Origin of the sequence: Micromonospora sp. L31 (assembly GCF_052068075.1) — a bacterium.
Taxonomy (GTDB): Bacteria; Actinomycetota; Actinomycetes; order Mycobacteriales; family Micromonosporaceae; genus Micromonospora; species Micromonospora purpureochromogenes.
Map to the genome: position 1 here is coordinate 368,894 of NZ_JBQHDC010000006.1, position 24,996 is coordinate 393,889.

The window sequence follows — 24,996 nt, forward strand, 5'->3', positions numbered from 1 at the left end:
GCGCCCGGCCCGCAGGAGATGCTCCCCGAGCGGGGTCAGCGTGTGCCGCGCTCAGTACGCCAGCGCCGCCCGCAGGTAGCGCAGGTCGGCCGGGCCGCCCCACCGGTGCGCCGACAGCCCGGCGGCGCGGGCGCCGCGGACCGCCCAGTCCTCGTCGTCGACGAAGAGCACCCGGGCCGGCGGGGTCTGCAGCGCGTCGCAGGCCGCCTGGAAGTACTCCTTGGCCGGCTTGTGCACGCCGATCACCGAGGAGTTGACCACCACGTCCAGCTCGCCGACCAGGCCGAGCGCGGCGAGGTCGGCGTCGAGCAGGTCGGTGGCGTTGGTGCCCAGCCCGACCTGGACGCCCGCCGCGCGGACCTCCCGGACGAACGCCAGCACCTCCGGGTCGACCTCACCCCGGTAGCGCTGCCACTGGTCGACGGCGGCGCGGGCCCGTTCCGGGCTGCCCACCGAATCGGTCAGCGCGTCCGCGACGCTGCTCACCCACTCGGCGTGGCTGACCCGGCCGGTCAGCACCGGCTGGAGCCGCCCCCACTGCATGGCGATCTCGCCGAGCACCCCCTCGGCGAGGCCGTACTCCCGCTCGACACCGGCGGCCACCGCCGGATCCCACCGGCGCAGTACGCCGTCGAAGTCCAGCAGGAGCGCCGTCGCGCGTTCCCGAGCCACTACCCGTTCTCCTCGCCGCGGCCAGGCCGCTCGTCCTCGTCGGCCCGGTTGAGCCGTTGGCTGATCACCTGGGTGACCCCGCTGCGCATGGTCACGCCGTAGAGCGCGTCGGCGATCTCCATCGTCCGCTTCTGGTGCGTGATGACGATCAGCTGGCTCTTCTCCCGCAACTGTGCCAGCAGCGTGATCAGTCTGCCGAGGTTCACGTCGTCCAGCGCCGCTTCCACCTCGTCCATGATGTAGAACGGGCTGGGCCGGGCGCGGAAGATCGCCACCAGCATGGCCACCGCGGTCAGCGACCGCTCGCCGCCGGAGAGCAGCGACAGCCGCTTGATCTTCTTGCCCGGCGGGCGGGCCTCCACCTCGACGCCGGTGGTGAGGAGGTCCTCCGGGTCGGTGAGGATCAGCCGGCCCTCGCCGCCGGGGAAGAGCACGGTGAAGACCTGCTCGAACTCCCGGGCGGTGTCCTCGAAGGCGCTGGCGAAGACCTCCAGGATCCGGTCGTCGACGTCCTTGACCACGGTGAGCAGGTCCCGCCGGGTGGCCTTCAGGTCCTCCAGCTGCTCGGAGAGGAACTTGAAGCGCTCCTCCAGCGCGGCGAACTCCTCCAGCGCCAGCGGGTTGACCTTGCCGAGCAGGGCCAGTTCCCGCTCCGCCTTGGCGGCCCGCTTCTCCTGTACCGGCCGCTCGTAGCGGACCGGCTCGGGCACCGGCAGGCCGTCGCGTTCGGCCGTCGCCACGTCCACCTGGGTGGGTGGGACAAGCTGGTCCGGGCCGTACTCGGCGACCAGGGTCTCCACGTCCAGGCCGAAGTCCTCGGCGGCCTTCGCCTCCAACTGCTCGATGCGCAGCCGCTGCTCGGCGCGGGCCACCTCGTCGCGGTGCACCTGGCTGGTCAGCCGTTCCAGCTCCGCGCCGAGGCGCTTGGCCGCGCCGCGTACCTCCTGGAGTTCGGCCTCGCGGCCGGCGCGTTCGCGCGCCACCGCGTCGCGGTGCTCCTCGGCCGCGGCGATCGAGGCGGTGAGCCGGGTGAGCGCCTCGCGCGCGCCGCCCACCACGGCCCGGGCGATGGCCGCGCCGCGGGTGCGCGCCGCCCGCCGGGCCGCGGCGCGTTCGCGGGCCGCCCGCTCGGCGGTCGCCTGCCGGGCCAGCGAGTCGGCCCGGCCGGCGATCGAGGAGACCCGCTCCTCGGCGGTACGCACCGCCAGCCGGACCTCCATCTCGTTCTGCCGGGCCCGGGGCACCATCGCGGCGAGCTGGTCCCGCTCCTCGGTGGAGGGTTCGGCGTCGATCGGGGTGTCCTCGGCCAGCCGCAGCCGCTCCTCCAGCTCGGCCAGGGCGAGCAGGTCGCGTTCGCGGGCCGCCTCGGCCCGGGAACGGGACTCGCCGAGCCGATCGGTCTCCGCCTTCGCGGAGCGGGCGGCGGCGCCCAGCTCGGCGAGCCGGCGGGCGGCGGCGTTGCGGTGGCTCTCCGCCTCCCGCTTGGCGGCCGCGGCGTGCTGCACCGCCTCCTTGGCGGCGGCCACCTCGGCCCGCGCGTCGACCAGCTGGTCGCGCAGCTCGGCGCTGGTCCGCTCGGCGGTGAGCCGGTTGGTGCGGGCCTCCTCGACGGCGGCCTGCACCTCGATGTAGCTGGGCGCCTTGGCCGACCCGCCGGCCGCCGCGTACGCCCCGACCACGTCGCCGTCGGGCGTGACCGCGCGCAGCTCCGGGTTGCCGGCGACCAGCTCGGCCGCGGCGGCGAGGTCGGCGACGAGCACCACGTCGCGCAGCGCCCGGTGCACGGCCGGGCGGATCTCGGCGGCGCACTCCACCAGGTCGGGCGCCCAGCGGGCGGTGTCCGGCAGCTTCGGGCGCAGGGCGTCGGCCGGGCCGTCCATGCCGGGGCCGGCGGGGCTGCCGACCAGCAGCCCGGCCCGCCCGGCGTCGGAGATCTTCAGCAGCCGCATCGCCTCGACGGCCTCGTCCACCCCGCTGACCGCGACCGCGTCGGCGAGCCCGCCGAGGGCCGCGGCGAGGGCCGCCTCGTGGCCGGGGGCGACGGTGAGCAGGCTGGCGAGGCTGCCCAGCAGGCCGGGCACGTCGCCGGCGCGGGCCAGCAGCGCGCCCGCGCCGTCCTTGCGGCGCAGGCCGAGGGCGAGCGCCTCCTCGCGGGCCTTCCAGGTGGCGGCGTCCTTCTCGGCGGCCCGCTCGGCGTCGGCGAGGGAGCGCACGGCGGCCTGGGCCTTCTCGTGGACGGCGACGGCCTCGGCGTGCCGCTCGTCGAGTTCGGCGTTGTCCCGGTCCGCCTCGGTGGACTGTTCGGCCACCGCGTCCAGGTCGGCCTGGGCCTTCTCGGCGCGGGCCAGCGCGTCGGCGTGGGCGGCGGCGAGCCGCTCGATCTCCTCGCCGGCACTGGTGGTCCGGGCCCGGGCCGAGTTGACCTGGCCGGTGAGCCGGGCCAGGCCCTCCCGGCGGTCGGCGATCGCCTTGGCGGCGGCGACCAGTTCCCGCTCGGCGGCGGCCAGTTGCCGTTCCAGCTCCTGCCGGTGCTCCACCGCCTCGGCCAGCCGGATCTGGTCGTCGGTGAGCGCCGCGCGCAGCTCCTCCTCCTGCTCGCGGACCCGCTGCGACTCGGCCTCCAGCTGCTCCGGGTCGCGGCCGGGCCGCTCGTCGTCGGTGGTGGCGCTGAGGTGGCGCAGCCGTTCCCGGGCGAGCTGCTCGATGGAGCGGAACCGTTCCTGCAGGGCGGAGAGCTTGTACCAGGTGTCCTGGGCGGCGGCGAGCAGCGGCGCGTCCTCGGCCAGGGCCGCCTCCAGCTCGCCCAGGCGGGCCTGCACCTCGCTGTGTTCGGCCTCGACCTGCTCGCGCCGCTCGCGCAGCGCGGTCTCGTCGGCGATCTCCCGGTCCAGGGTGGTGCGCAGGGTGGCGAGGTCGTCGGCGAGCAGCCGCAGCCGGGCGTCGCGCAGGTTGGCCTGGATGGCGGCGGCCCGCCGGGCCACCTCGGCCTGCCGGCCCAGCGGCTTGAGCTGGCGGCGCAGCTCGGCGGTGAGGTCGGTCAAGCGGTTGAGATTTACTTGCATCGCGTCGAGCTTCCGCAGCGCCTTTTCCTTGCGCTTGCGGTGCTTGAGGACGCCGGCCGCCTCCTCGATGAACGCCCGCCGGTCCTCCGGCTTGGCGTGCAGCATGCCGTCGAGCCGGCCCTGGCCGACGATGATGTGCATCTCCCGGCCGATGCCGGAGTCGGACAGCAGTTCCTGGATGTCGAGCAGCCGGCAGGAGTCGCCGTTGATCTCGTACTCGCTCTCGCCGGAGCGGAACATCCGGCGGGTGATGGAGACCTCGGTGTACTCGATCGGCAGGGCGCCGTCGGTGTTGTCGATGGTGAGGGTGACCTCGGCCCGGCCCAGCGGCGCCCGCCCGGCGGTGCCGGCGAAGATGACGTCCTCCATCTTGCCGCCGCGCAGCGCCTTGGCGCCCTGCTCGCCCAGCACCCAGGCGATGGCGTCGACGACGTTGGACTTGCCGGAGCCGTTCGGGCCGACCACGCAGGTGATCCCGGGCTCCAGCTTGAGCGTCGTGGCGGAGGCGAAGGACTTGAAACCCTTCACCGTCAGGCTCTTGAGATGCACCTTCTCGATCCTCGTCCGGTGGCCGCCGTACCGTCGCCGGCTGCGCGAGCCTGGTAAACCCGCAGACTAACCCCTCGGCGGCGACCCGTCGGCACGCGACCCGCCCCGCGGGACGGCACCGGGCGCGGACCGGACCGCGAATGGCGGAGTCGACGCCTACAAGATCGGGAAATTGCGGCGGAAAGCCACGGGAGACAGAGCTGCGCGCCGGCACAAAAGTGTCGGCGCGCGTTTTCGCGGTGGTGCGATTCAGTTTTTCCAGATCCCGTGGATCAGGTCAGGGCCGGCTCGGCCAGCCGGAGGAGGTCGTCGGCCTCCGCGGCGGCCGCGGCGAGCCGATCGTTGTCGGCACGCAGCCGCGTGATCTCGAACTCGAGTGCCTGAACCCTGGCCCGCAGACGGGTGACCTCGTCGAGCAGACGCCGGTCGGGCGCTGCGCCTACGTGGCCGTAGAGGGCTTTCGCCATGCTGACTCCTTGATATGCGCTGCCGGAATGGCCGGCCAACGCGCGCCCAATAACTGTCCGCGACTGCCACCCCGGCATAATCCGGGCATGACTGGGCGCGACTGGCGACACCTACATATTGAGCCGACACCCCCCTCTTCGTCAAGTTCACGCAGGCCGTAGATCATCTCCACGTCTACCCTGTCCACTTGCCGGGGGGCCGCAAGGCTCGGACACGCTCTGTCCGGACTCCTTAACTGTACGCCGGGAAATGTGCGTACGGTCACTACGTGAGTCGACATCGCCTTAACTCTTCCTTAGCCACGTTGCCGCAGTTCAGGGCGCACCCGTAGCGTCAGCGCGGCCCACAACCGACCCCGTGGAGGCGACAGGCGTGTACGGCTGGACCGACCCGATCGACCCGGACGGCGCCCCCCGGCGCCCGCAACCGCCCACCGACGAGCCGCCGGCCTGGCTGACCGACCGTCCCGAGCCGCGCTCGGCGTACCTCTTCGGCGACGACCCGGAGCAGCCGGGCGACGACCTGGCGGACGCCCCGACCGCGCAGTGGCGTACCGAACCGGACGACCGGGCGTACGCGTGGACCGACCGGACCCCGGCCGGCCCGCCGAACGGTCACCTCGACCCGGCGGCGTACCCGGACGCACCCGGTGCTCCCTTCGCGCCCGCCCCCGAGTTCGCCCCGCCCGCCGACTGGCGGCACGCCACCGGCAGCCTGCGGGCCGTCGACGCCGAGCCGTCGGCCGAGGGGCAGGGCCGGCACCGGCAGCGGAACCGGTTCCCGCGCCCGCTGGTCATCGGCGGCGCCGCCGCGGCCGCCACGCTGGTGGTGAGCCTCGGCGTGGGCGCCCTGGCGCTGGCCGGTGGCGACGGCGGAGCGGCCGACCCGGCCTCCGTCGACGACACCGTCGCCGCCGCCCCGCTGGCGCCGGACGCCGGGACCCCCGCCGACGCGCTGGCCGGCGCCGCCACCGCCTCCCCCACCGGCACGCCGACCACCGCCCGCCCGACCCCGTCGCCGAGCCGGACGGTCAAGCCGACACCCGCGCCGAAGCGGACCACGGCCGCGTCCCGGCAGAGCACCCGGACCAGCAGCGCGTCGACCCCGAACTCCGTCAGCCCCGGCGTCAGCAGCCAGAAACAGCAGGTCGTCGACCTGGTCAACGCCGAACGGGCCAAGGCCGGCTGCGGGAAGGTGAGCATCGACGACAAGCTGATGCTGGCCGCCCAGCGGCACAGCCAGGACCAGGCCGACCACCAGAACATGTCGCACGACGGCAGCGACGGCAGCGACGCCGGTGACCGGATCGAGCGGGTCGGCTACACCTGGCGCACCTACGGCGAGAACGTCGCCTGGAACCAGAAGACCCCGGCCGCGGTGATGGACGCCTGGATGAACAGCTCCGGGCACCGGGCCAACATCCTCAACTGCGCGTTCACCGAGATCGGCGTCGGCGTGGCCAGCAGCAACGGGCCGTACTGGACCCAGGTCTTCGCCGCACCGCGCTGAGGCGTACCGCGGGCGCCCCCGTCCACGACGCGACCGCGTCGTCGGCGGGGGCGCTCTCGTTTGACCGGGTGAGGTGCGCCGTGCGGGACGGCGCGGGGCGGTGTCGCGCCGCCCGACGACCCGGGAGCTGCCGATGCGGATCCGGCTGCCAGCGTCCGCGCGGCGGAGCAGGCCGCTGCCGAGCGCCGCGCGCCGGCGACCGCCGACCCGGCGCGGCGTCCGCCGGGCTCTGCCGGCCGCCGTCGCGCTCACCCTGCTGACCCCCGCCTGCCACACGCCGCTGGTCCCGCCGGGCGCGCCGACGCCGTGGCCGTCCGCGTACGCGCACCGGTGGCAGTGGCAGTGGCAGCTCGAGGGACCGGTCGACACCGACGTCGCGGCGGACGTCTTCCTGCTCGACCCGGTACGGACCACCGCCGCCGAGACCTCCGCGCTGCGCGGACGGGACCGCCGGCTGGTCTGCCAGGTGCACGTCGGCTCATACGCCGGCACCGACCCGGACGCCACCCGCTTCCCGACGGCCGTGCGGGGCACCCCCACCGGCCGGGCGCAGCGCCGCTGGCTCGACGTACGCCGGTGGGACGTGCTGGAGCCGGTGCTGGCCGACCGGTTCCGGCTCTGCCGGGGCAAGGGCTTCGGCGCGGTGGCGCTGGCCGACGCCGACGGGTACGCCCACCGCTCCGGCTTCCCGCTCGGCTACGACGAACAACTGACGTTCAACCGGCGGCTGGCGGTGCTGGCCCGCTCCCTCGACCTCTCCCCCGGCCTGATGAACGACGTGGGCCAGGTGGCCGCGCTCGCGCCCGACTTCGACTTCGCGGTCGTCGAGGAGTGCGTCCGGCTGAAGGTCTGCGCCAAGCTGCTGCCGTTCGCCGACGCGGACAAGCCGGTCTTCCACGTCGAGTACACCGGGCACACGGCGACGTTCTGCGTGACCACCCTCGGGTACGGCTTCGCCTCCATCCGCAAGAACCGGTCGCTGGACGCCTGGCGCGACCCCTGCCAGCTCCCCTGACGCCGCGAGGGGCCCCTGCTGCGGCAGGGGCCCCTCGGCGGGGATTTTCAGCGGGCGCCGACCAGCTCCGGGGTCGGGGCGGGCGGGTCGGCCGGCGGGGCCGCCGCCTTCTGCCGCAGGAAGCGCGGGGCCCACCAGTTGGCGTCGCCGAGCAGCGTCATCAGCGACGGCAGCACCACCGCCCGGATGATCGTGGCGTCCAGCAGGATCGCGGCGGCCAACCCGACGCCGAGCTGCTTCATGTCGATCGTGCTGAGCGAGGCGAAGATCCCGAACACCCCGACCATGACGACCGCCGCGCTGGTCACCACGCCCGCCGACGAGGTGATCCCGTACGCCACCGCGTCGCGGTTCGACATGCCGGCCCGGACCCCCTCGCGGATCCGGCTGACCACGAAGACGTGGTAGTCCATGGAGAGCCCGAAGAGCACCACGAAGAGGAAGAGCGGCAGCCAGGAGACGATCGCCCCCATCGAGGTGAACCCGAGCAGCCCCTCCGCCCAGGTGCCCTGGAAGACCAGCACCAGCAGGCCGTACGCGGCGCCGGCGGAGAGCAGGTTGAGCACGATCGAGGTGAGCGCGACGACCACCGAACGGAACGTCAGCACCATCACCGCGAACGTCAGCGCCAGCACGAAGGCCATCACGATCGGCAGCTTCTCCCCGATGTGCCGGGCGTAGTCCTGGTTGCCGGCGACCTCGCCGCCGACCGCGTACTCGACGCCGGGGATGCCCTTGAGCGCCGCCGGCAGCAGGTCGTCGCGGAGCTCGTCCAGCGAGCGCGCCGCCTCGTCGGACCGACCGGCGTACGGGGTGGCCAGCTCCAGCACCGACACCCGCCGGTCGGCCGACACCTCGATCTTCGGGCCGTCCGCCTCGACCGGGGCGAACAGTGGGTCGGCACCGGCCCGCCCGGCCAGCTCGGTCAGCGCGGCGCGCACCCGGTCGGCCTGCTCGGCGGGCGCCCGCACGGCCACCTGGTGGCTGGTGCCGGTGCTCGGGAAGGCGGCGGTGAGCCGGTCGTACGCCTGCATCGCCGGCGTGGTGCGCGGCAGGTCCTCCATGCCGGGGAAGTTCAGCTTCATGCCCAGCGCGGGCGCGGCCAGGGCGAGCAGCAGCCCGACCGAGACGACCAGGGTGGCCAGCGGCGCCCGCAGCGCGGGGCGCAGCACGGCCGGCCAGAAGCGCGGCGTCGCCGGCCGACCGTCCGGCCCGGTACGCGGGGCGGTGAGCCGCCAGAGCAGCGGCACCCGGGGCCGGTCGACCCAGCGGCCGAGCTTGGCCAGCAGCGCCGGCAGCACGGTCAGCGAGCCGGTCACCGCGACCGCGACCACCAGGATCGAGCCGACCGCGAGGGACGAGAAGACCGCGTCGTTGGCGAGCAGCAGCCCGGCCATCGAGATGACCACGGCGAAGCCGGAGACCACCACCGCGTGCCCGGACGTCTCCGCCGCGATCTCCACCGCGTCGAGCCCGGAGCGCCCCTTGGCCCGTTCCTCCCGTTCCCGGCGGACGTAGAACAGCGAGTAGTCGACGCCGACGGCCATGCCGATCAGCAGGATCACACTGGCCGTGGTGTCGGTGGCCGGCACCAGGTGCGAGGCCAGGGTGGACAGCCCCATCGCGGCGGCCACCGAGGAGAGCGCCAGCAGCACCGGCACGCCGGCGGCGATCAGCGCGCCGAACGCGACGATCAGGATGGCCAGGGTGACCGGCAGGCTGAGCAGCTCGGCCTGCTTGAAGTCCTTGCCCAGGGTCTCGTCCAGCGCCTGGCTGATCGACGGCCCGCCGACCTCCTCGACGCGCAGCTGCGGGTGCGCCGCCTGGACCTCGGCGGTGGCGTCGCGCAGCGGCTGCACCCGGTCGGACGCGTCCTCGCGCTCGCCGGACATGGTGATCGGCAGCAGCAGGGCGTCGCCGTCGTGGGACGGCACCGGCGTGCCCACCGACGCGACCCCGGTGACCTGCCGGAGCCGGTCGGCGGCGTCGGCCGCCGCGCGCTTCGCCGCGGCCTGGTCCAGCGCCCCGGCCCGGGAGGTGATCAGGATGTTCTCGACCGCCGGGTCGGCGAAGTTCCCCTCGGTGACGATCGCCTCGGCGCGGCCGGACTCCCCCACCGCCTGGTCGGCGCTCGTCGCCTCCTTCATGCCGGCGGCGTTGCCCCCGACGAAGCACACCGCCACGAACACCACCCAGAGCGCGATCGCCCGCCACGGGTGCTCGGCGCTCCACCGCGCCACCCGCACCGTCACCGGTCTCCTGCCCATCTCCCGGGCCCCCCTCCACGCGTCGGCCCGCTGCCGACCGTGTCGACGCTAGGGACAACGGCGGGCGCGGACATCGGGGATCGGCCCCGGCTCGTCCCGGACGCGGCGAAGGCCGGCCGTGCGGGTGATCGGAGCGGACGGCCGGGCAAACCGGGCGGATCTGCGGGACGCCGGGGGACGGCACACCGGCGCAACCCCGAGCCGGCTCGGGGTCACCCCTTCAGGGCGCCGCGGGGCCGCGGCTGACACCGCGGACAGCTGAACGACGACCGGTTCATGAACGACTCGCGCCGGATCGGCGTACCGCACCGCCGGCAGGGCTCACCCTCCCGGCCGTACGCGTTGAGCGACCGGTCGAAGTAGCCGCTCTCGCCGTTGACGTTGACGTAGAGCTCGTCGAAGCTGGTGCCGCCCTGCTTGATCGCCTCGCCGAGGACGTCGCGGACGTGGCCGAGCAGCCGGGTGGCCGCCGGCGCGGTCAGCGCGTCGGTCGGGCGGGCGCCGTGCAGCTTCGCCCGCCAGAGCGCCTCGTCGGCGTAGATGTTGCCCACCCCGGAGATCAGCGTCTGGTCCAGCAGCGCCCGCTTCACCTCGGTACGCCGTCGCCGCAGCGCCGCGACGAACCCGGCGTCGGAGAACTCCTCGTCCATCGGGTCCCGCGCGATGTGCGCGATCTCCGCGGGCAGCTCGGCGCCGCCCTCGCTGACCGAGAGGCCACCGAAGGTGCGCTGGTCGACGAAGCGCAGCTCCGGACCGTCGTCGGCGAACCGGAACCGGACCCGCAGGTGCAGCTCGTCGGCCGCCGCGATCGGCTGGAGCAGCAGTTGGCCGGACATCCCGAGGTGGCCGATCAGGGCGTCGCCGCTGTCCAACGGGAGCCAGAGGTACTTGCCGCGCCGGCGCACGTCGGTGACCGTCCGACCGGTCAGCACGTCGGCGAAGTGGCCCGCGCCGGGGACGTGCCGCCGGACGGCGCGCGGGTGGCGTACCTCGACCGAGGTGATCCGGCGGCCGGTGACCCACTGGGCCAGGCCCTGCCGAACCGTCTCGACCTCGGGCAGCTCAGGCACGGCCCAGCCCCGCCTCGGCCGGGTCGGTGGCCGCTCCGGCCTCCGCCGCCGACCGCTCGGCCTGCTCCTTCTCGGCCCGCTCGGCCTGCTCCTTCTCGGCCTGCTCGGTCAGCTTCCGCCAGGCCGCCTCGGCCGCCCGCTGCTCGGCCTCCTTCTTGCTGCGCCCCTCGGCCCCGCCGTAGCGGTTGCCGGCCACCACCACCCAGGCCGTGAAGGTCTTGAGGTGGTCCGGCCCGGTGCCCTCGATGCGGTACTCCGGGACGCCCAGCCCCAGCGCGGCGGTGAGCTCCTGGAGGCTGGTCTTCCAGTCCAGCGCGGCGCCCCGGCCGGCCGACTCCGCCATCAGCGGGTCGAAGAGCCGGTGGATGACGATCGCGGCGGTCTCCAGGCCGTACTGGAGGTAGATCGCGCCGAGCAGCGCCTCCAGGGTGTCGGCGAGGATGCTCGCCTTGTCCCGGCCGCCGGTGCTCTCCTCGCCCTTGCCCAGCAGCAGGTACGCGCCGAGCCCGTCCGGCCCCAGGCCGCGCGCCACGTCGGCCAGCGCGCGCATGTTCACCACGCTGGCCCGCAGCTTGGCGAGCTGCCCCTCGGGCAGGTCCGGGTGGTTGCGGAAGAGCGCGGTGGTGATCACCACCCCGAGCACCGAGTCGCCGAGGAACTCCAGCCGCTCGTTGGTGGGCAGGCCACCGTTCTCGTACGCGTACGAGCGGTGGGTGAGCGCGCGCTCCAGCAGTTCGGGGTCGAGCGTCACACCGAACGCCGCCTCGAGGTGACCGACGGGAGCACGCCGCCGCTTGTCGTTCGTCATGTGCCTACCTCTTCGTTCGGGACTGCCGGGGGCGCGAACCCCGTTCTCGCGCTCACGGGCGTACCTCGTCGATGCGGTCCACGGCCGGCGACCCGACGGCGGCGCCGTCGAGCAGCGCGCGGACCCGGTCGCTGGCGCCCCGCCGCCACAGGTGGGCGGCGAGGGCGATGCCGGAGGCCACGTCCTCGGCCCCGGCGGCGCCGTGACACACCACCACCGTCCCGGCCACCCCGAGCAGGGCCGCTGCGCGGGGGGCACCGCCGCCGGCGGGCGGGCCGCCGGCCATCGCGTACGCGCCCTCGATCGCCTTGAGCAGCACGTTACCGGTGAACCCGTCGGTGACCACCACGTCGGCGCGCGCGCCGAGCGCGACGTCGTACCCCTCGACCAGGCCGACGTAGCGCGCCCCGCAGGGCAGCGACGCGGCGGTGAGCAGGGCGTCGGCGGCCTTGCGGGGACGGTCGCCCTTGCCGGCCTCCGTGCCGACCGAGAGCAGGCCGACCCGGGGCCGGTCGACGGCGTGCGCGACCGCGGCGTAGGCGGCACCGAGCACGGCGTGCCGGGCGAGGGTGAGCGGGCGGGGTTCCAGGGAGCCGCCGACGTCGAGCAGGACCACCGGGCCGGCGACGGCCGGCAGGGTGGCCACCAGGGCCGGCCGGCGGACGTCGGCCCAGCGGCCGAAGCCGAGCGCGGCGGCGGAGACGGTGGCGCCGGTCGAGCCGGCGGAGACCAGCGCGTCGGCGGCACCGTCGCGGATGGCGGCGACCGCCGCGCGGACGGTGCTGTCGGCGCGCGGCGCGTGGTGCGCCGGGCCGGCGGCGGCCCGCACCGGGCGGACCGTCGTCCGGGCGCGCTGCGCCGGGGTGAGGGCGTCCGTCACCGCGGCCGCGACCTCGGTCGGGCCGACGAGCAGCAGGTGCAGGTTCGGATCGGCGCGTACGGCTCGCAGAGCGCCGTCAACCACGACGGCGGGGGCATCGTCCCCGCCGAGGAGGTCAACGGCGATCCGCGCGGTGCCCGGCTCCATCGGAACGCCGGCCGGAGCAGGCCGGCCGGCGTCGGAAGGAGCCGGGGCACCGGGCGATCGCCAGGGTGCGCGCGCCACCCGACCCGTGGTCGGGGGCGTCACTCGGCGTCCAGGTCTCAGACCTCGAGGACCTGGCGGCCGTTGTACGTGCCGCAGACGGAGCACGCGGCGTGCGGCAGCTTGGGCGACTTGCACTGCGGGCAGGCCACGGTCGCGACCACGGCCGCCTTCCAGTTCGCCCGGCGGGACCGGGTGTTGCTGCGCGACATCTTGCGCTTCGGGACGGCCACGGTTCCTACTCCTCTGTACGGTTCAGTTGCGACAGGCCCGCCCAACGCGGGTCGATCTGCTGGTGGCTGTGGTCGACCGGCAGATCGTCCCAGTGCACCCCGCACTCGGGGCACAGTCCTGGGCAGTCCTCCCGGCAGAGCGGGTTGGTCGGCAGCGTCAGCACCACCGCGTCCCGCAGCGCCGGCTCCAGGTCGATCAGATCGCCCTGCATCCGGCCCACCTCGTCCTCGTCGGTCGTGTCGTCCGTGGTGCTGTTCTCGTACGCGTACAGCTCCTGGATGTTCACGACCACCGAGTCGTTGATCTCGCGCAGGCACCGGCCGCACTCGCCCCGGACGGGACCGCTGATGGTCCCGGAGACGAGCACGCCCTCGGACACCGACTCCAACCTCAGGTCGAGGTCGAGGTCCGCGCCCTCCGGCACGCCGATCAACTCCACGCCGAGGTCCGCCGGTGCCGAGGCGACCCGCTTGACCGTACGCAACGCACCAGGCCGACGCGGCAGGTCCCTCGTGTCGAGGACCAGCGGCGACCTGGGATTGAGTGTCGATGGCGAGTGTTTGGGCATAGTCAGACTCCGGCCGGTGAGAGGCCGACAAAAAAGGTTACCTGGGCGACCGCCCCAGCGTCGAACCGGGGGCGACCCCCGCCCCGAGTGTCGGCTGGTGAGGTGCCGCTCAGAAGGGTAGCGGGCGTTCGGCCTCGTCCCCACCGAAGGTGCCGATCTCGCGCAGCGCGTGCATCTTGTCCCGGCCGCGCTCGATCGAGGCCAGCGCCCGGGTCAGGAACTGCTCGAAGTTGGCCAGCGCCGTGTCGACGTAGTCGTCGACCTCGTCGCGCAGCCGCTGCGCCTCGGCCCGGGCCTCCGCGATGATCCGGGCGCCCTCGTGCTCCGCCGAGACGGTGATCTCGTTCACCGACACCAGGCGGGCGTGTTCCGCCTCACCCTCGCTGATGATCCGGTCGGCCTCCCGCTTGCCGGCCTCCATGATCTTGTCCCGCTCCTCCAGGAGCGCGGCGGCCCGGCGCAGGTCGGCGGGGAGTTCGGCGCGCAGCTCGTCCAGGACCGCGATCATCTCGCCCCGGTCGACCATGCAGTTGTTCCGCGACATCGGTACGGAGCGGGCCTGCTCCACCATGGCGATCAGTTCGTCGATGCGATCGAGCGGGTCCACCGGTACCTCACTCCTGTCGTTCGTCGGCCGACCTACATGATGCGGGTTACGGCCGGGTTCCCGCTCCACACATGATGTCCTGCGCGGGCGAGCCCCGCCCGATCCACCCCGGCGCGGCGCGTCGCGACGCGCCGCCCGCCGGTTCCGGCGGGCGGCGGTGCGTGGCGAGGTGTCAGCCCCGGCGCTCCGGGCCGAGCCGGGCGACCAGCTCGTGGCGCACCACGTCCGGCACGTGCGCGGAGATGTCGCCACCCCACTTCGCCACGTCCTTGACCAGGCTGGAGGAGAGGAAGGAGTAGAGCGGGTTGGTCGGCATGAACAGCGTCTCGACCCCGGCGAGGCCGATGTTCATCTGCGCCATCTGCAACTCGTAGTCGAAGTCGCTGACCGCCCGCAGGCCCTTGATCAGCACGCTGGCCTCCTGCGCCCGACAGAAGTCGACCAGCAGGCCACGGAAGGACTCGACCCGGACGTTCTCGTACGAGGAGGTCACCTCGCGGAGCATGTCGATCCGCTCCTCGACGGTGAACAGGCCACTCTTCGCCTGGTTCACCAGCACGCCGACGATCACCTCGTCGAAGAGCCGGCTGGCCCGTCCGATGATGTCGAGGTGTCCGTTGGTGACCGGGTCGAACGAGCCGGGACACACCGCACGTCTCATGATCGGCGACCGTACCAAAGGGTGGTCTCGCCGTAACGGCGACTGCGCTCCGCGGTGACGCCCTCCACCCACTCGACCGGGCCGGTGCGGCTGGAGCGCTCCACCACCACCAGGGCTCCGGGGGCCAGCCAGTCGTGTTCCACCAGGGCGGCCAGCATGGCGGTGATCTCGGCGTCGGGCACCGCGTAGGGCGGGTCGGCGAAGACCACGTCGTACGGCTCGCCGCCCGGCCCGGCCGCGAGCACGCCGGCCACCTTGCCGGTGACCAGCCGGGCGGCCGGGGCGGCCCGGAGCGCGGCGACGTTCTCCCTGATCACGCGCGCGGCGCGCGGGTCGGACTCGACCAGCAGCACGTGCTCGGCGCCCCGGGACAGCGCCTCCAGCCCGACCGCGCCGGAGCCGGCGTACAGGTCGGCGAAGCGGGCGCCGGACAGGTCGATCTCGGTCTGCACCGCGCTGAACAACGCCTCGCGGACCCGGTCGGAGGTGGGTCGGGTGCCGGCGCCGGGCGGCGCGGCGATCCGCCGGCCGCCGAGCGTGCCGGCGACGATCCGGGTCACGGTCTACCCCTGCTCATGGAGATGACGCTACGCGACGGCCGGGTCGGCCCGGCCGACACGGTGCGTCCCGGACGGGTACCTCCATGATCACTGCCGGTATATCAGTGATCTCAGATTCATAACATGATCCTTAGCTCCTCCTGAGCGTTGTAACGCCGACGGCGATCCCTTTAGGGTCGGCCGGGTGCCGGCGACGCTCCGCCGGCCGCGCGGCGCCGGGGAGCGCGCCGTCACGGGCCGTGCCGCAATGCGACCGGGACCAGAGCCACCGCCACCCCACGCCGCACCCTGACGCATCTTCACCCCGGGAGTACGCGTGATCCGTCCCCAGCCGTCGCTCCGGCGACCGCTCGCCGTGGCCGCCGCCGCGCTGGCCGGCCTCGCCACGGCCTTCGCCCTCACGGCGCCGGCGAGCGCCACCAACACGTCGCCCTCGCCGTCGGCCTCCCCGACCGTGACGGCCTCGCCGAGCACGCCGACGCAGCCGGCGCCGAACTGCGTCAAGGCCGACGACGCGAAATACACGCACACCTTCGACGGCCCGAAGGGCGAAGCCTCGATCACCCTCACCAACGGCCCGCTCTGCCCGGGCGAGCAGCAGGAACTGGCCCTGGTGTCGTACGTGACGCCGTCGGCCACATTCGCCGTGCCGCAGTACGTGCTCGACAAGTCGATCAAGAAGTTCGTCGGCGTGGCCGACGGGGAGCTGGGTGTGGCCACCCTGGACTTCCGGGTCGAGGTGCCGAACTGCCACACCCAGGTCGACTTCCTCTTCGGCAGCACGATCATCGACCCGCTCACCGACACCAGCGACCGGTACGGCGACCGCAAGGTCGGCAGCTCCGCCGGCATCGGCGCCCGGTCCACCGGCCCGAAGGGCTGGTACAACGGCGGCTCGGGCAGCTGCTCGGCGGCGCCCGAGGTGATCGCCGAGTCCGACTGCCAGGGCAGCGTCGAGCTGACCCTGGTCAACCGGACCGGCAACGCCGCGGCGACCTTCGCCGTCACCGGCAGTAGCGGCTTCACCGAGACCGTCACCGTGCCCATGCGCAAGATCGAGACCCGGAAGCTCAACCCCGGGCAGGCGCAGGAGATCACCGTGACCGCCGCGGGCATGAAGAACTTCACCGGCGGCTGGCAGAAGCCCGAGGACTGCCAGCAGCCCGAGGTCGGCGCGCCGGACGCCGTCTACGAGTCGACCTGCGACGCGATGACCTTCCGGATCAGCAACCCGGAGGACGGCGCGACCGTCACCTCGACCTTCACCCCGAGCAAGGGCGAGGCCAAGACGCTGACCGTCGAGCCGGGCCGTACCGGCTCGGTCAGCTTCAAGGCCAGCAAGGGCCTGACCGTGACGGTGACCGGCGACCTGGACTCCGGCGGGCCGCTGGCCTGGGAGCAGCCGAAGGACTGCGCCGAGGGCGGCGCTGGCGGCGGTACGCCCGGTGAGGGCCTGCCGGTGACCGGCGCGGCGGCCGGCGGCATCGCTGCGGGCGCGCTCGCCCTGCTGGCGGCCGGCGCGGTGCTCTTCGTCGTGGCCCGACGCCGCCGGATCCGCTTCACCGCCTGATCCACTGTGGTCGCCTGAGGGCGCGCCGACCGACCGGTCGGCGCGCCCTTCGCATATCGATCGTCCACCATGGAGGCGCAGTCGTCCGGTGACGCTCGGTCCATCGATGATCTCGAAACGGCAACAACAACCTCCGGCGGCGGGAGCGTTCACTACCCGTCGGTACAGTCACCCGGCGCGCTCGCGCTCGCGCGGACGCGCCGCGATCCCGAGGAGGTCGCGCTGAGCCACGACCGCTCGGTCCCGCACGACCGCTCGGTCCCGCCGGCTCCCGCCTCCCCGGCCGCACACCCCGCGAATCTCCCCCCGTCAGGAGTACACGTGAACCGCCTGAAGTTCCGGCGCGTCGCGGCGATCGCCGCTGGCACGCTGATCGGCCTCGCCGGCGTCGCCACGGTCGCCGGACCCGCGATGGCCCACCACCCCGAGCCCTCGGGCACCTACTGCGCCGCGCCCGACGGCAAGATCGTCGTCAGCTGGACCGTCGGCAACAGCGAGACCGACCTCGCCGGCACCATCACCAAGCTCGAGTCGACCGTGCCGGGTAGCTTCACCGGCGCGCTGGCGCTGAACGCGGTGCTGCCCAAGAAGGGTGACGGCCCGCTGACCGGCACCCAAGCGCACACCTTCACCGGCGCGCTGCCGGAGCTCAAGCTGACCGTCGAGGCCCGGTGGGAGCGGGGCGACCGGATCATCACCGAGGAGCGCACGGTCGCCGCGAAGCCGGCCGGCGACTGCGCCGCAACCGAGTCGCCGTCGCCGAGCGCGCCGACCACGCCGGAGCCGACCAAGTCCCCGGAGCCGACCAAGTCCCCCGAGGTCACCCCGTCGCCGTCGACCACCAGCCCGACCGCGACGCCGTCGAGCACGCCGAGCGCGCCGGAGGAGCCGGTGTTCCGGCTCGAGGAGACCTGCGACGAGATGACCTTCATCGTGGAGAACCCGGCGAAGGGCATCCCCTTCACCGCCACGCTCACCACCGAGAAGGGCGTTACCAAGAAGCTCGAGTCGACCCCGGGCAAGACCAGCTCGGTCACCTTCGACGCGTACCAGGGCCTGAAGGTCACCGTCTCCTACGACGTGGTCGAGGGCTCCGAGACCATCGAGTACACCCAGCCGAAGAAGTGCGACGAGGGTGAGGGTGGTGGCCTGCCGGTCACCGGCGCCGCCACCGGTGGCATCGCCGCCGGCGCCGTCGTGCTGCTGGCCGCGGGCGCGATCCTGTTCGTGGTGGCCCGCCGCCGCCGGGTGCGCTTCACCGCCTGAGCACCACCTGCCTGAAGCCGAGGGCGCGTCGACCGACCGGTCGGCGCGCCCTCGCACCGTTCCCGCCCGCCCTGTTGGATCCGCGGCAGCGCCGGCTGGGGCTCAGCTCGACCGGTGCCCACGCCGGCCGGCGCGGTCAGCACGGACAGCGCGGGCGGCGCGGACAGCGCGGACAGCGCGGACAGCGCGGGCGGCGCGGACAGCGCGGACGGCGCGGCGGTGCGGGCGGCGCGGCGGTGCGGGCGGTGCGGACAGCGCGCGCCCGACGCCCGGTCCTCGCGGCCTGCCGGACCCGTGGGGCTACGTCACCCCCTGCGCGTCCTTTGGAGCTGATGACGTGAACGATTCAGCGCGGCAGGTGCGGGGCGATGCCCGCGGCCCGGCGTGGGAACGAGTGGCCAAGCGGCGCGCGGAATAGCCACGCTTTCCGCGAAAGTGCACGCCGGGGGGCGGCGTGAACTCACGCTGGGTGATGAGGGGCGCGGGCGTCGGCCTCCCCCGTGCACCCGCCAAAATCCGCACACGGTAAGAGAGAGACGCACGTGGTGCGGCTCACCCCGCCGGTCCACCAGCAACCCCGCGGCACGGCAGGGGGTGGTCGAAGCTGGCCGCCAAGGGGCGCGGGGCGAGGGCGAGGAAGGCCGCCGTGAATCGTCTACGTCATCAGCTCGAAAGGACGCGCAGGGGGTGACGTGGCCTCGCCCCGGCGGGACGGACCGACAGCCCGACGATTCGGCAACGCCCGGGCCCACACCCCGCCGGGGCGCGCAGCCGCGCGGCGCGCATCCGCGCGGGACGCAGCCCCGCGGGACGCAACCGCGCGGGAGACGCTACGCCCGGTGGTCAGCCCTTTTCCAGGTACTCGGCGCGTTCCTCGTCCACCAGGGCGGCGACCGACGCGGCCAGCGCCGGGTGCCGGTCCAGCTCCGGGTCCTCCTCGACCAGGGCGATCGCCTCGGCGCGGGCGTCGCGGATCAGGTCGGTGTCGCGCAGCAGGGACAGCAACCGCAGGTGCGAGCGGCGCCCCGACTGGGTGGCGCCGAGCACGTCGCCCTCCCGGCGCTGTTCCAGGTCCAGTTCGGCCAGCTTGAAACCGTCCGTGGTGGAGGCCACCGCGTCCAGGCGTTCCCGGGCCGAGGACCCCTCGGCCGCCTCGGTCACCAGCAGGCAGAGCCCGGGGGCGGTGCCCCGACCCACCCGGCCACGCAGCTGGTGCAGCTGGGAGACGCCGAACCGGTCGGCGTCCAGCACGATCATCACGGTGGCGTTCGGCACGTTGACGCCGACCTCCACCACGGTGGTGGCGACCAGCACGTCCAGGTTGCCGTCGGCGAAGGAGCGCATCACCGCGTCCTTCTCGTCGGCGGGCAGCTTCCCGTGCAGGACACCGATCCGCAGCCCGTGCAGCGGCCCCTCGGCGAGCAGCGGCGCCACCTCCGTCACGGCCAGCGGGGGCCGCCGCCCGTTGTCGTCCTCCCGCGGCGGCTCCTCCTCGCTCTGCGGGCCCTCGCCGATCCGGGGGCACACCACGTACGCCTGGTGGCCGGCGGCGACCTCCTCGCGCAGCCGGCGCCACGCCCGGTCCAGGAAGGCCGGTTTCTCCGCCGCCGGCACCACGTGCGAGGCGATCGGCGAGCGGCCCTGCGGCAGCTGGGACAGGGTGGACGTCTCCAGGTCGCCGTAGACCGTCATCGCCACCGTGCGCGGGATCGGGGTCGCGGTCATCACCAGCACGTGCGGCGGCTGGTCGGCCTTGGACCGCAGCGCGTCGCGCTGCTCGACGCCGAACCGGTGCTGCTCGTCGACGACCACCAGGCCCAGGTCGGCGAAGTCCACCCCCTCGTAGAGCAGGGCGTGGGTGCCGAGCACGATGCCGGCCCGCCCCTCCGCGACCTCGGTCAACGCCCGCCGCCGGGCCGCCGCCCCGAGCGAACCGGTGACCAGCTCCACCCGGGTGGCGTCGTCGGCCGCGCCCAGCTCCCCGGCCGTGGCCAGCGGGCCGAGCAGGTCGAGCATGCCCCGGTAATGCTGCGCGGCGAGCACCTCGGTCGGGGCGAGCAGCGCCGCCTGCCCCCCGGCGTCGACCACCTGGAGCATGGCCCGCAGCGCCACCACCGTCTTGCCGGAACCCACCTCGCCCTGCAACAGCCGGTGCATGGGGTGCGGGGTGGCCAGGTCGGCGGCGATCTCGACGCCGACGTCGCGCTGCCCGGAGGTCAGCTCGTACGGCAGCCGGGCGTCGAACGCGTCGAGCAGCCCGCCGGGCTTCGGCGGGCGGGGCCGGGCCGGCCAGGACGCCGCCCGGTGCTTGCGCTGCACCAGGGTGAGCTGGACGGCGAACGCCTCATCCCACTTGAGCCGGCGGCGTGCCCGGTACAGCTCCTCCTTGCTGGAGGGGCGGTGGATCTCCCGCAGGGCGGCGCCGATGCCGACCAGGTTGCGCCCGGCCCGCACGGTCGCCGGCAGCGGGTCCTCCGGCGGAGTGAAGGTGTCCAGCACCACCCGGACGCAGCGGGCGATCACCCAGGTCGGTACGGCCGCGGCGGCCGGGTAGACCGGGATCAGCGCGCCGGCGAACTCCTCGATCTCCTCGCTCGCCGCCGCCTCGCCGTCGGTCGAGTCCCCGAGGAGCTGGTATTCCGGGCCGTTGAGCTGCCGCTTGCCCCGGAACTCGGTGACCTTGCCGGCGAAGAGCCCCCAGCGCCCGGGGCGCAACTCCCGCTCCCGCCACGCCTGGTTGCCGAAGAAGGTCAGGGTGAGCACGCCGCCGGAGCCGTCGCCGACGGTGACCTCCAGCAGGTTGCCCCGGCGCTGGCGCATCGGCCGCACCGCCGTGCGCTGCACCTGGGCCAGCACGGTGACCTGCTCGCCCACGTCGAGGGAGCGGATGTCGGTGTGCTCGCCGCGCTCGTCGTACCGGCGGGGGAAGTGGTAGACCAGGTCGCCGGCGGTGTGCAGGTCGAGGTGGCTGGCCAGGGCCTTGGCCGTCTTCTCCCCGACCAGCTTCTTCAACGGCGTGTCCACCGTGGACGCCTCGGACGTCATTCGACCCCCACCAGGAGCGGATAGTGCGGCTGGCCGCCCGGGTACGCCTGCACCTCGACAAACGGCCAGCGCCGGCCGACGTGCGCCCGCACCGCGTCGGCGAGACCGTCCGGGGCGTCCGCGCCGGTGAGCAGGGTGACCAGCTCACCACCGCCGCCCAGCATCCGGTCGACCACCGCGGCGCAGGTGTCGACCAGATCGGCGCCGATCAGGTGCACCTCCCCCTCCACCAGCGCCAGCACGTCACCGGGGCGGCAGGGGCCGGCCACGGTGAGCGCCTCCCGGCTGGCGTGGCACACCTCGGCGTACCGGCAGGCGCCGGCGGCCTCGGCCATCGCGATCACGTCGTCCTCGAAGCGCCGCCGGGGGTCGCGCACCGCGAGCGCGGCCAGCGCCTGCACCGGCGAGCGGGTCGGCACCACGCTGACCTTGATGCCCAGCCGGTGCGCCTCCTTCGCGGCGGCGCTCGCCACGGCCTGGGTGTTCGGGTCGTTGGGGAGCACCACCACGCGGGCCGCGTCGGTGGCGCGGATCGCGTCCAGCAGCTCGCCGGTGGACGGGTTGCCCGGCACGACCGTGGCGCCCTCGCCGGCGAAGAGCTCCGCGATGCCCGCGCCGGCCGCGACCACCACGGCCGCCCGACCGGCGGCGGACGGGCCGGGCCGGGGCGCCGGCGCGGTCTGGTCGGCGAAGCGGGTCACCGAGATCCGGTACGGCCGGCCGGCGACCACGCCCGCCTCGACCGCGGCGCCCACGTCGTTGACGTGCACGTGCACGTTCCAGGTGGTGGAGGCCGCCGGTGAGGCGCCGTCGCCGACCACCACCAGCGAGTCGCCCAGCCCGGCCAGCTCGGCGCGCATCCGGGCCACCGCCTCGTGGTCGGCGTCGAGCAGGAACTGCACCTCGTACGCGTACTCGTCGGAGCCGGCCTCGCGGACGGTGGTGAGCGGCGGGCGGACCGCCCGGGTCACCGGCGCCGGCCGGGGTGGGCTCTCCCCGGTGACCACCTCGACCAGCGCGTCGAGCAGCAGGCAGAGCCCCCGGCCGCCGGCGTCGACGACGCCGGCCCGGGCCAGCTCGGGCAGTTGCTCCGGGGTGCGGGCCAGGGCGCGGGCGGCCTCGCCCGCCGCCGCCCGGGCCACCGTGCGCAGGTCGTCGCTGTCGGCCTGCTCGGCGGCGGTCGCGGCGGCCGCGACCACGGTCAGCAGTGTCCCCTCCACCGGGCGGGCGACGGCCGCGTAGGCCGCGTCGGCGGCGACGCGCAGCGCGACGGCCAACTCCCGGCCGGCGACGGCCGGGACGGGGGCGAGCGCGTCGGCCAGGCCGCGCAGGATCTGCGACAGGATCACCCCGGAGTTGCCCCGGGCGCCGAGCAGCGCCCCCCGCGCCATCAGCCGCAGCGCGTGCCCGTGCGCGGTGGGCCCGTCCGCCGGGAGGGTGTCGAGGTCCATCGCCAGCGCCTGCTGGGCGGAGGTGAGGGTGAGCACCATGTTGGTGCCGGTGTCGCCGTCGGGGACGGGGTAGACGTTGAGCTCGTCGATCTCGCCCTGGTGGCGCCGCAGCGCGCTGAGCCCACCCGCGCACCAGCGGCGCACCGCGGCGGCGTCGAGGGTGTCCAGCACGGCCAGAAGCCTACTGTCGCGCACCGACACCCGCCCGGGCCGGACGGCCCGCCCCGGCGTGTCTCCCGCGCCCGCCGTGACGGTGGCCCGGCTCACAGCCGGCCGGTCCCTCCGGGGCGGTTGGTCGGACACCCCGTTCATCGGGTAACCTGGCCAGGTTGCCCGGGCAGCGCCTGCCGGCGACCTCATGAACGTATCAATCCCAGGAGTATCCCGTGGCTAGCGTGTGCGACGTCTGTGGCAAGGGGCCGGGCTTCGGCCACAACGTGTCCCACTCGCACCGGCGGACCAACCGCCGCTGGAACCCGAACATCCAGTCGGTGCGTACCCCGGCCGGTGGCGGTAACACCAAGAAGATGCAGGTCTGCACCTCGTGCATCAAGGCCGGCAAGGTCACCCGCGCCTGACGCGGTAACGCCTCCAGCTCGAACATTCGCCAGCACCGGCGGGCCGTGACGGTCCGCCGGTTCTGTCGTGTCCGGGGCCGTTCGCCGCACCGGTGACCGGTCCCCGACGACTCTCTCGACCAGCCCCGGGCGCCCGGCTACGGTCTGCCTGCGCCGCCCGACCGACCGGTCTCCGGCCTCGGCGCACCGACGCCGTACGGAGGACGACCGGTGGACCTGGACCTGGGCCGCGACGAGCTGATCTTCATCGGCGCGGCGCTCGGCATGCTGCGCTGGCTCGACGAGCAACTCCCGCCCGGCGCCGTGGTGCTGGTGGAGGAGCCCGACGTCATCCACCGTCGGGAGGTCGCGGCGCTCGCGGCCGACCTGCCCGTCGTCTCGCGGGTGGTGCCCGCCGAGTACCAGACCGGGCTGGACGTCGACGCGCTGCTGGCCCGGGAACCGGGGCTGGCCGCCGCGCGGCTGGTGGTGCCCGGCATCGAGTACGCCGTCCCGGCCGCCGCCCGCCTGGCCGACCGGCTCGGCCTGCCCGGCGCCGGCCCGGAGGCCGCCGAGGTCTTCGCCGACAAGCACCGGATGCGGCAGGTCGCGGCCGGGGCCGGGCTGCCCAACCCGGCGTACGAGCTCGTCGGCACGCCCGCGCGGGCGGCGGCCTTCGCGGAGCGCTTCGGCGGCCGGTGCGTGCTGAAGCCGACCCGGCGTTCCGGCAGCCTGGGCGTGCAGTTGATCACCAAACCGGCGGCGATCGCCGCGGCCTGGGCGTCGACCGCCACGCCGGAGGAGCCGCCCGAGGCCACCGACCGGGGCCTGCCCACCGAGGTGCTGGTCGAGCAGCTGGTCGTCGGCCCGGAGCACAGCGTCGAGCTGCTGGTCGCCGACGGCGAGGTGTGCTTCGCCAACGTCACCGACAAGCGGGTGCTGCCGGGCCCCCGACCGGTCGAGACCGGTCACACCGTGCCGTCGGCCCTGCCCGCGACCGCCCGGGCCGAGCTGGTCGAGGTCGCCACCCGGCTGGCGGCGGCGGCCGGGTTCCGCACCGGGGTGCTGCACAGCGAGTGGATCCTCGCCGACGGGGTGCCGACCCTGGTGGAGTGCGCCGCCCGACTGCCCGGTGACATGATCGCCGCGCTGGTCTCGGTCGCGTACGACTGCGGGTTCATCCCCGCGTACCTGCGGCTGCTGCGCGGCGAACGGCCCGCGCTGCCGGCCCGCCCGGCGGGCGCGGCGGCGGTGGAGTTCCTGCTCGCCCCGCCCGGCACGGTGACCGCGGTGACCGGCGTGCGCGCCGCGCTGCGGGCGCCCGGGGTGCTCAGCGCGCAGGTGGACGTCGCGGTCGGCGACACCCTCGGCGAGGTGGTCTGCTCGGCCCGGCGCAGCGGTCTGGTGCTGGCCTGGGGCGACGACCCCGCCGAGGCGACCCGGGCCGCCCGGCACGCGGCGGGGCTGGTGGAGATCAGCGTCGGCTGAGACCGAGCCCGCCGGGCCGGGTCAGAGGGTACGGCCGAAGGAGAGGCAGCCCGGCGCGTCGGCGTAGAAGCCGAAGTTGGGGATCCGCTCGTACCCGGCCGAGGTGTACATGCCGATCGCCTCGGGCTGCTTGTCGCCGCACTCCAGGATCATCCGCTTGCGCCCGTGGTAGCGGGCGGACTCCTCGACGGCGGCCAGCACGGCGCGGGCCACCCCGCGGCCCCGGGCGGTCGGGGCGGTGTACATCCGCTTCAGCTCGGCGGTGTCGTCGCCGTGGCTGCGCCAGCCGCCGCAGCCGACCGGTTCGCCGTCGAGGTACGCGACCAGGAAGGCGCCCTGCGGTGGGACGAACTCGCCCGCGTCGACCGGCGTGTCGTCGCCGCTGCCGCCGTACCGTTCGCCGAGGTCGGCCAGGGCCGCGCTGATCAGCGACCGCGCCACCGGCGAGTCGAAGGCCAGCGGGCGAATCTCGATCTCACTCACGG

21 protein-coding genes are annotated in these 24,996 nt (G+C 74.5%); 6 read left to right on the forward strand and 15 right to left on the reverse strand.

What is annotated here, in order from left to right; genetic code table 11:
* Nucleotides 1–51: 51 nt before the first annotated feature.
* The 3 genes from ACTMS9_RS19150 to ACTMS9_RS19160 all read right to left on the reverse strand — a co-directional run bounded on the left by ACTMS9_RS19150 (nucleotide 52) and on the right by ACTMS9_RS19160 (nucleotide 4,750).
* Nucleotides 52–672 (reverse strand): HAD family hydrolase, encoded by a 621-nt coding sequence (locus ACTMS9_RS19150; protein ID WP_441165603.1) that lies wholly within the window; start codon nucleotides 670–672, stop codon nucleotides 52–54.
* Entirely contained in the window at nucleotides 672–4,283 is a 3,612-nt protein-coding gene (gene smc / locus ACTMS9_RS19155) for a chromosome segregation protein SMC (RefSeq protein ID WP_441144541.1), read from the reverse strand. The genes ACTMS9_RS19150 and smc overlap by 1 nt, the downstream gene beginning before the upstream one ends.
* A 272-nt stretch (nucleotides 4,284–4,555) precedes the next feature.
* The gene (locus ACTMS9_RS19160) at nucleotides 4,556–4,750 is read right to left on the reverse strand and encodes a hypothetical protein (RefSeq protein WP_007456482.1); all 195 of its coding nucleotides are present in this window, start codon (nucleotides 4,748–4,750) and stop codon (nucleotides 4,556–4,558) included.
* 358 nt (nucleotides 4,751–5,108) lie between these two features.
* On the opposite strand from ACTMS9_RS19160, the gene ACTMS9_RS19165 reads away from it, so the two are divergent.
* The gene (locus ACTMS9_RS19165) at nucleotides 5,109–6,260 is read left to right on the forward strand and encodes a CAP domain-containing protein (RefSeq protein ID WP_441144544.1); all 1,152 of its coding nucleotides are present in this window, start codon (nucleotides 5,109–5,111) and stop codon (nucleotides 6,258–6,260) included.
* Between the two features lie 133 nt (nucleotides 6,261–6,393).
* Complete coding sequence (locus ACTMS9_RS19170) at nucleotides 6,394–7,275, forward strand: endo alpha-1,4 polygalactosaminidase (RefSeq protein ID WP_441144546.1); 882 nt, start codon at nucleotides 6,394–6,396, stop codon at nucleotides 7,273–7,275.
* Between the two features lie 47 nt (nucleotides 7,276–7,322).
* Here the strand turns inward: ACTMS9_RS19170 and ACTMS9_RS19175 are convergent, their stop codons facing one another.
* The 9 genes from ACTMS9_RS19175 to rsmD form a co-directional block, all read right to left on the reverse strand.
* Entirely contained in the window at nucleotides 7,323–9,542 is a 2,220-nt protein-coding gene (locus ACTMS9_RS19175) for an MMPL family transporter (protein ID WP_441165604.1), read from the reverse strand.
* Nucleotides 9,543–9,754: 212 nt separating this feature from the next.
* Nucleotides 9,755–10,612: a bifunctional DNA-formamidopyrimidine glycosylase/DNA-(apurinic or apyrimidinic site) lyase gene (gene mutM / locus ACTMS9_RS19180; RefSeq protein WP_154943408.1), complete on the reverse strand. Its 858-nt coding sequence runs from the start codon at nucleotides 10,610–10,612 to the stop codon at nucleotides 9,755–9,757.
* Nucleotides 10,605–11,420 carry a ribonuclease III gene (rnc, locus tag ACTMS9_RS19185; RefSeq protein ID WP_441144550.1) on the reverse strand — a complete coding sequence of 272 codons (816 nt, stop codon included), beginning with the start codon at nucleotides 11,418–11,420 and terminating at the stop codon, nucleotides 10,605–10,607. Before rnc ends, mutM begins: the two co-directional genes overlap by 8 nt.
* 52 nt (nucleotides 11,421–11,472) lie before the next feature.
* Nucleotides 11,473–12,447 carry a phosphate acyltransferase PlsX gene (locus ACTMS9_RS19190; RefSeq protein ID WP_441144552.1) on the reverse strand — a complete coding sequence of 325 codons (975 nt, stop codon included), beginning with the start codon at nucleotides 12,445–12,447 and terminating at the stop codon, nucleotides 11,473–11,475.
* A gap of 116 nt (nucleotides 12,448–12,563) precedes the next feature.
* The gene (gene rpmF, locus ACTMS9_RS19195) at nucleotides 12,564–12,737 is read right to left on the reverse strand and encodes a 50S ribosomal protein L32 (RefSeq protein WP_088646032.1); all 174 of its coding nucleotides are present in this window, start codon (nucleotides 12,735–12,737) and stop codon (nucleotides 12,564–12,566) included.
* A gap of 5 nt (nucleotides 12,738–12,742) precedes the next feature.
* Entirely contained in the window at nucleotides 12,743–13,306 is a 564-nt protein-coding gene (locus ACTMS9_RS19200; protein ID WP_357618590.1) for a YceD family protein, read from the reverse strand.
* Nucleotides 13,307–13,415: 109 nt separating this feature from the next.
* Nucleotides 13,416–13,913 carry a hypothetical protein gene (locus ACTMS9_RS19205; RefSeq protein ID WP_154943401.1) on the reverse strand — a complete coding sequence of 166 codons (498 nt, stop codon included), beginning with the start codon at nucleotides 13,911–13,913 and terminating at the stop codon, nucleotides 13,416–13,418.
* Between the two features lie 172 nt (nucleotides 13,914–14,085).
* Nucleotides 14,086–14,574, reverse strand: a complete 489-nt coding sequence (gene coaD / locus ACTMS9_RS19210; RefSeq protein ID WP_441165605.1) for a pantetheine-phosphate adenylyltransferase — start codon at nucleotides 14,572–14,574, stop codon at nucleotides 14,086–14,088.
* A complete protein-coding gene (gene rsmD, locus ACTMS9_RS19215; protein WP_441144555.1) occupies nucleotides 14,571–15,134 on the reverse strand; it encodes a 16S rRNA (guanine(966)-N(2))-methyltransferase RsmD in 564 nt (187 codons plus the stop codon). The genes coaD and rsmD overlap by 4 nt, the downstream gene beginning before the upstream one ends.
* Before the next feature lie 316 nt (nucleotides 15,135–15,450).
* On the opposite strand from rsmD, the gene ACTMS9_RS19220 reads away from it, so the two are divergent.
* Together ACTMS9_RS19220 and ACTMS9_RS19225 are read left to right on the forward strand one after the other, a co-directional pair.
* Nucleotides 15,451–16,704, forward strand: a complete 1,254-nt coding sequence (locus tag ACTMS9_RS19220; RefSeq protein ID WP_441165606.1) for a cell wall anchor protein — start codon at nucleotides 15,451–15,453, stop codon at nucleotides 16,702–16,704.
* A 321-nt stretch (nucleotides 16,705–17,025) separates the two neighbouring features.
* Entirely contained in the window at nucleotides 17,026–17,970 is a 945-nt protein-coding gene (locus ACTMS9_RS19225) for a cell wall anchor protein (protein WP_441165607.1), read from the forward strand.
* An 843-nt stretch (nucleotides 17,971–18,813) separates the two neighbouring features.
* Here the strand turns inward: ACTMS9_RS19225 and recG are convergent.
* Together recG and ACTMS9_RS19235 are read right to left on the reverse strand one after the other, a co-directional pair.
* Nucleotides 18,814–21,015 carry an ATP-dependent DNA helicase RecG gene (recG, locus tag ACTMS9_RS19230; protein WP_441165608.1) on the reverse strand — a complete coding sequence of 734 codons (2,202 nt, stop codon included), beginning with the start codon at nucleotides 21,013–21,015 and terminating at the stop codon, nucleotides 18,814–18,816.
* Nucleotides 21,012–22,637 carry a DAK2 domain-containing protein gene (locus tag ACTMS9_RS19235; protein WP_441165609.1) on the reverse strand — a complete coding sequence of 542 codons (1,626 nt, stop codon included), beginning with the start codon at nucleotides 22,635–22,637 and terminating at the stop codon, nucleotides 21,012–21,014. Before ACTMS9_RS19235 ends, recG begins: the two co-directional genes overlap by 4 nt.
* A gap of 215 nt (nucleotides 22,638–22,852) precedes the next feature.
* Between ACTMS9_RS19235 and rpmB the strand changes: the two genes are divergently transcribed.
* The gene (gene rpmB, locus ACTMS9_RS19240; protein ID WP_088963534.1) at nucleotides 22,853–23,044 is read left to right on the forward strand and encodes a 50S ribosomal protein L28; all 192 of its coding nucleotides are present in this window, start codon (nucleotides 22,853–22,855) and stop codon (nucleotides 23,042–23,044) included.
* A gap of 210 nt (nucleotides 23,045–23,254) precedes the next feature.
* Nucleotides 23,255–24,511: an ATP-grasp domain-containing protein gene (locus ACTMS9_RS19245; RefSeq protein WP_441165610.1), complete on the forward strand. Its 1,257-nt coding sequence runs from the start codon at nucleotides 23,255–23,257 to the stop codon at nucleotides 24,509–24,511.
* 21 nt (nucleotides 24,512–24,532) lie between these two features.
* Here ACTMS9_RS19245 and ACTMS9_RS19250 read toward each other — a convergent pair whose 3' ends face one another.
* Nucleotides 24,533–24,994, reverse strand: coding sequence for a GNAT family N-acetyltransferase (locus ACTMS9_RS19250; protein WP_441144567.1), 462 nt, complete (start codon nucleotides 24,992–24,994; stop codon nucleotides 24,533–24,535).
* Between the last annotated feature and the right edge of the window lie 2 nt (nucleotides 24,995–24,996).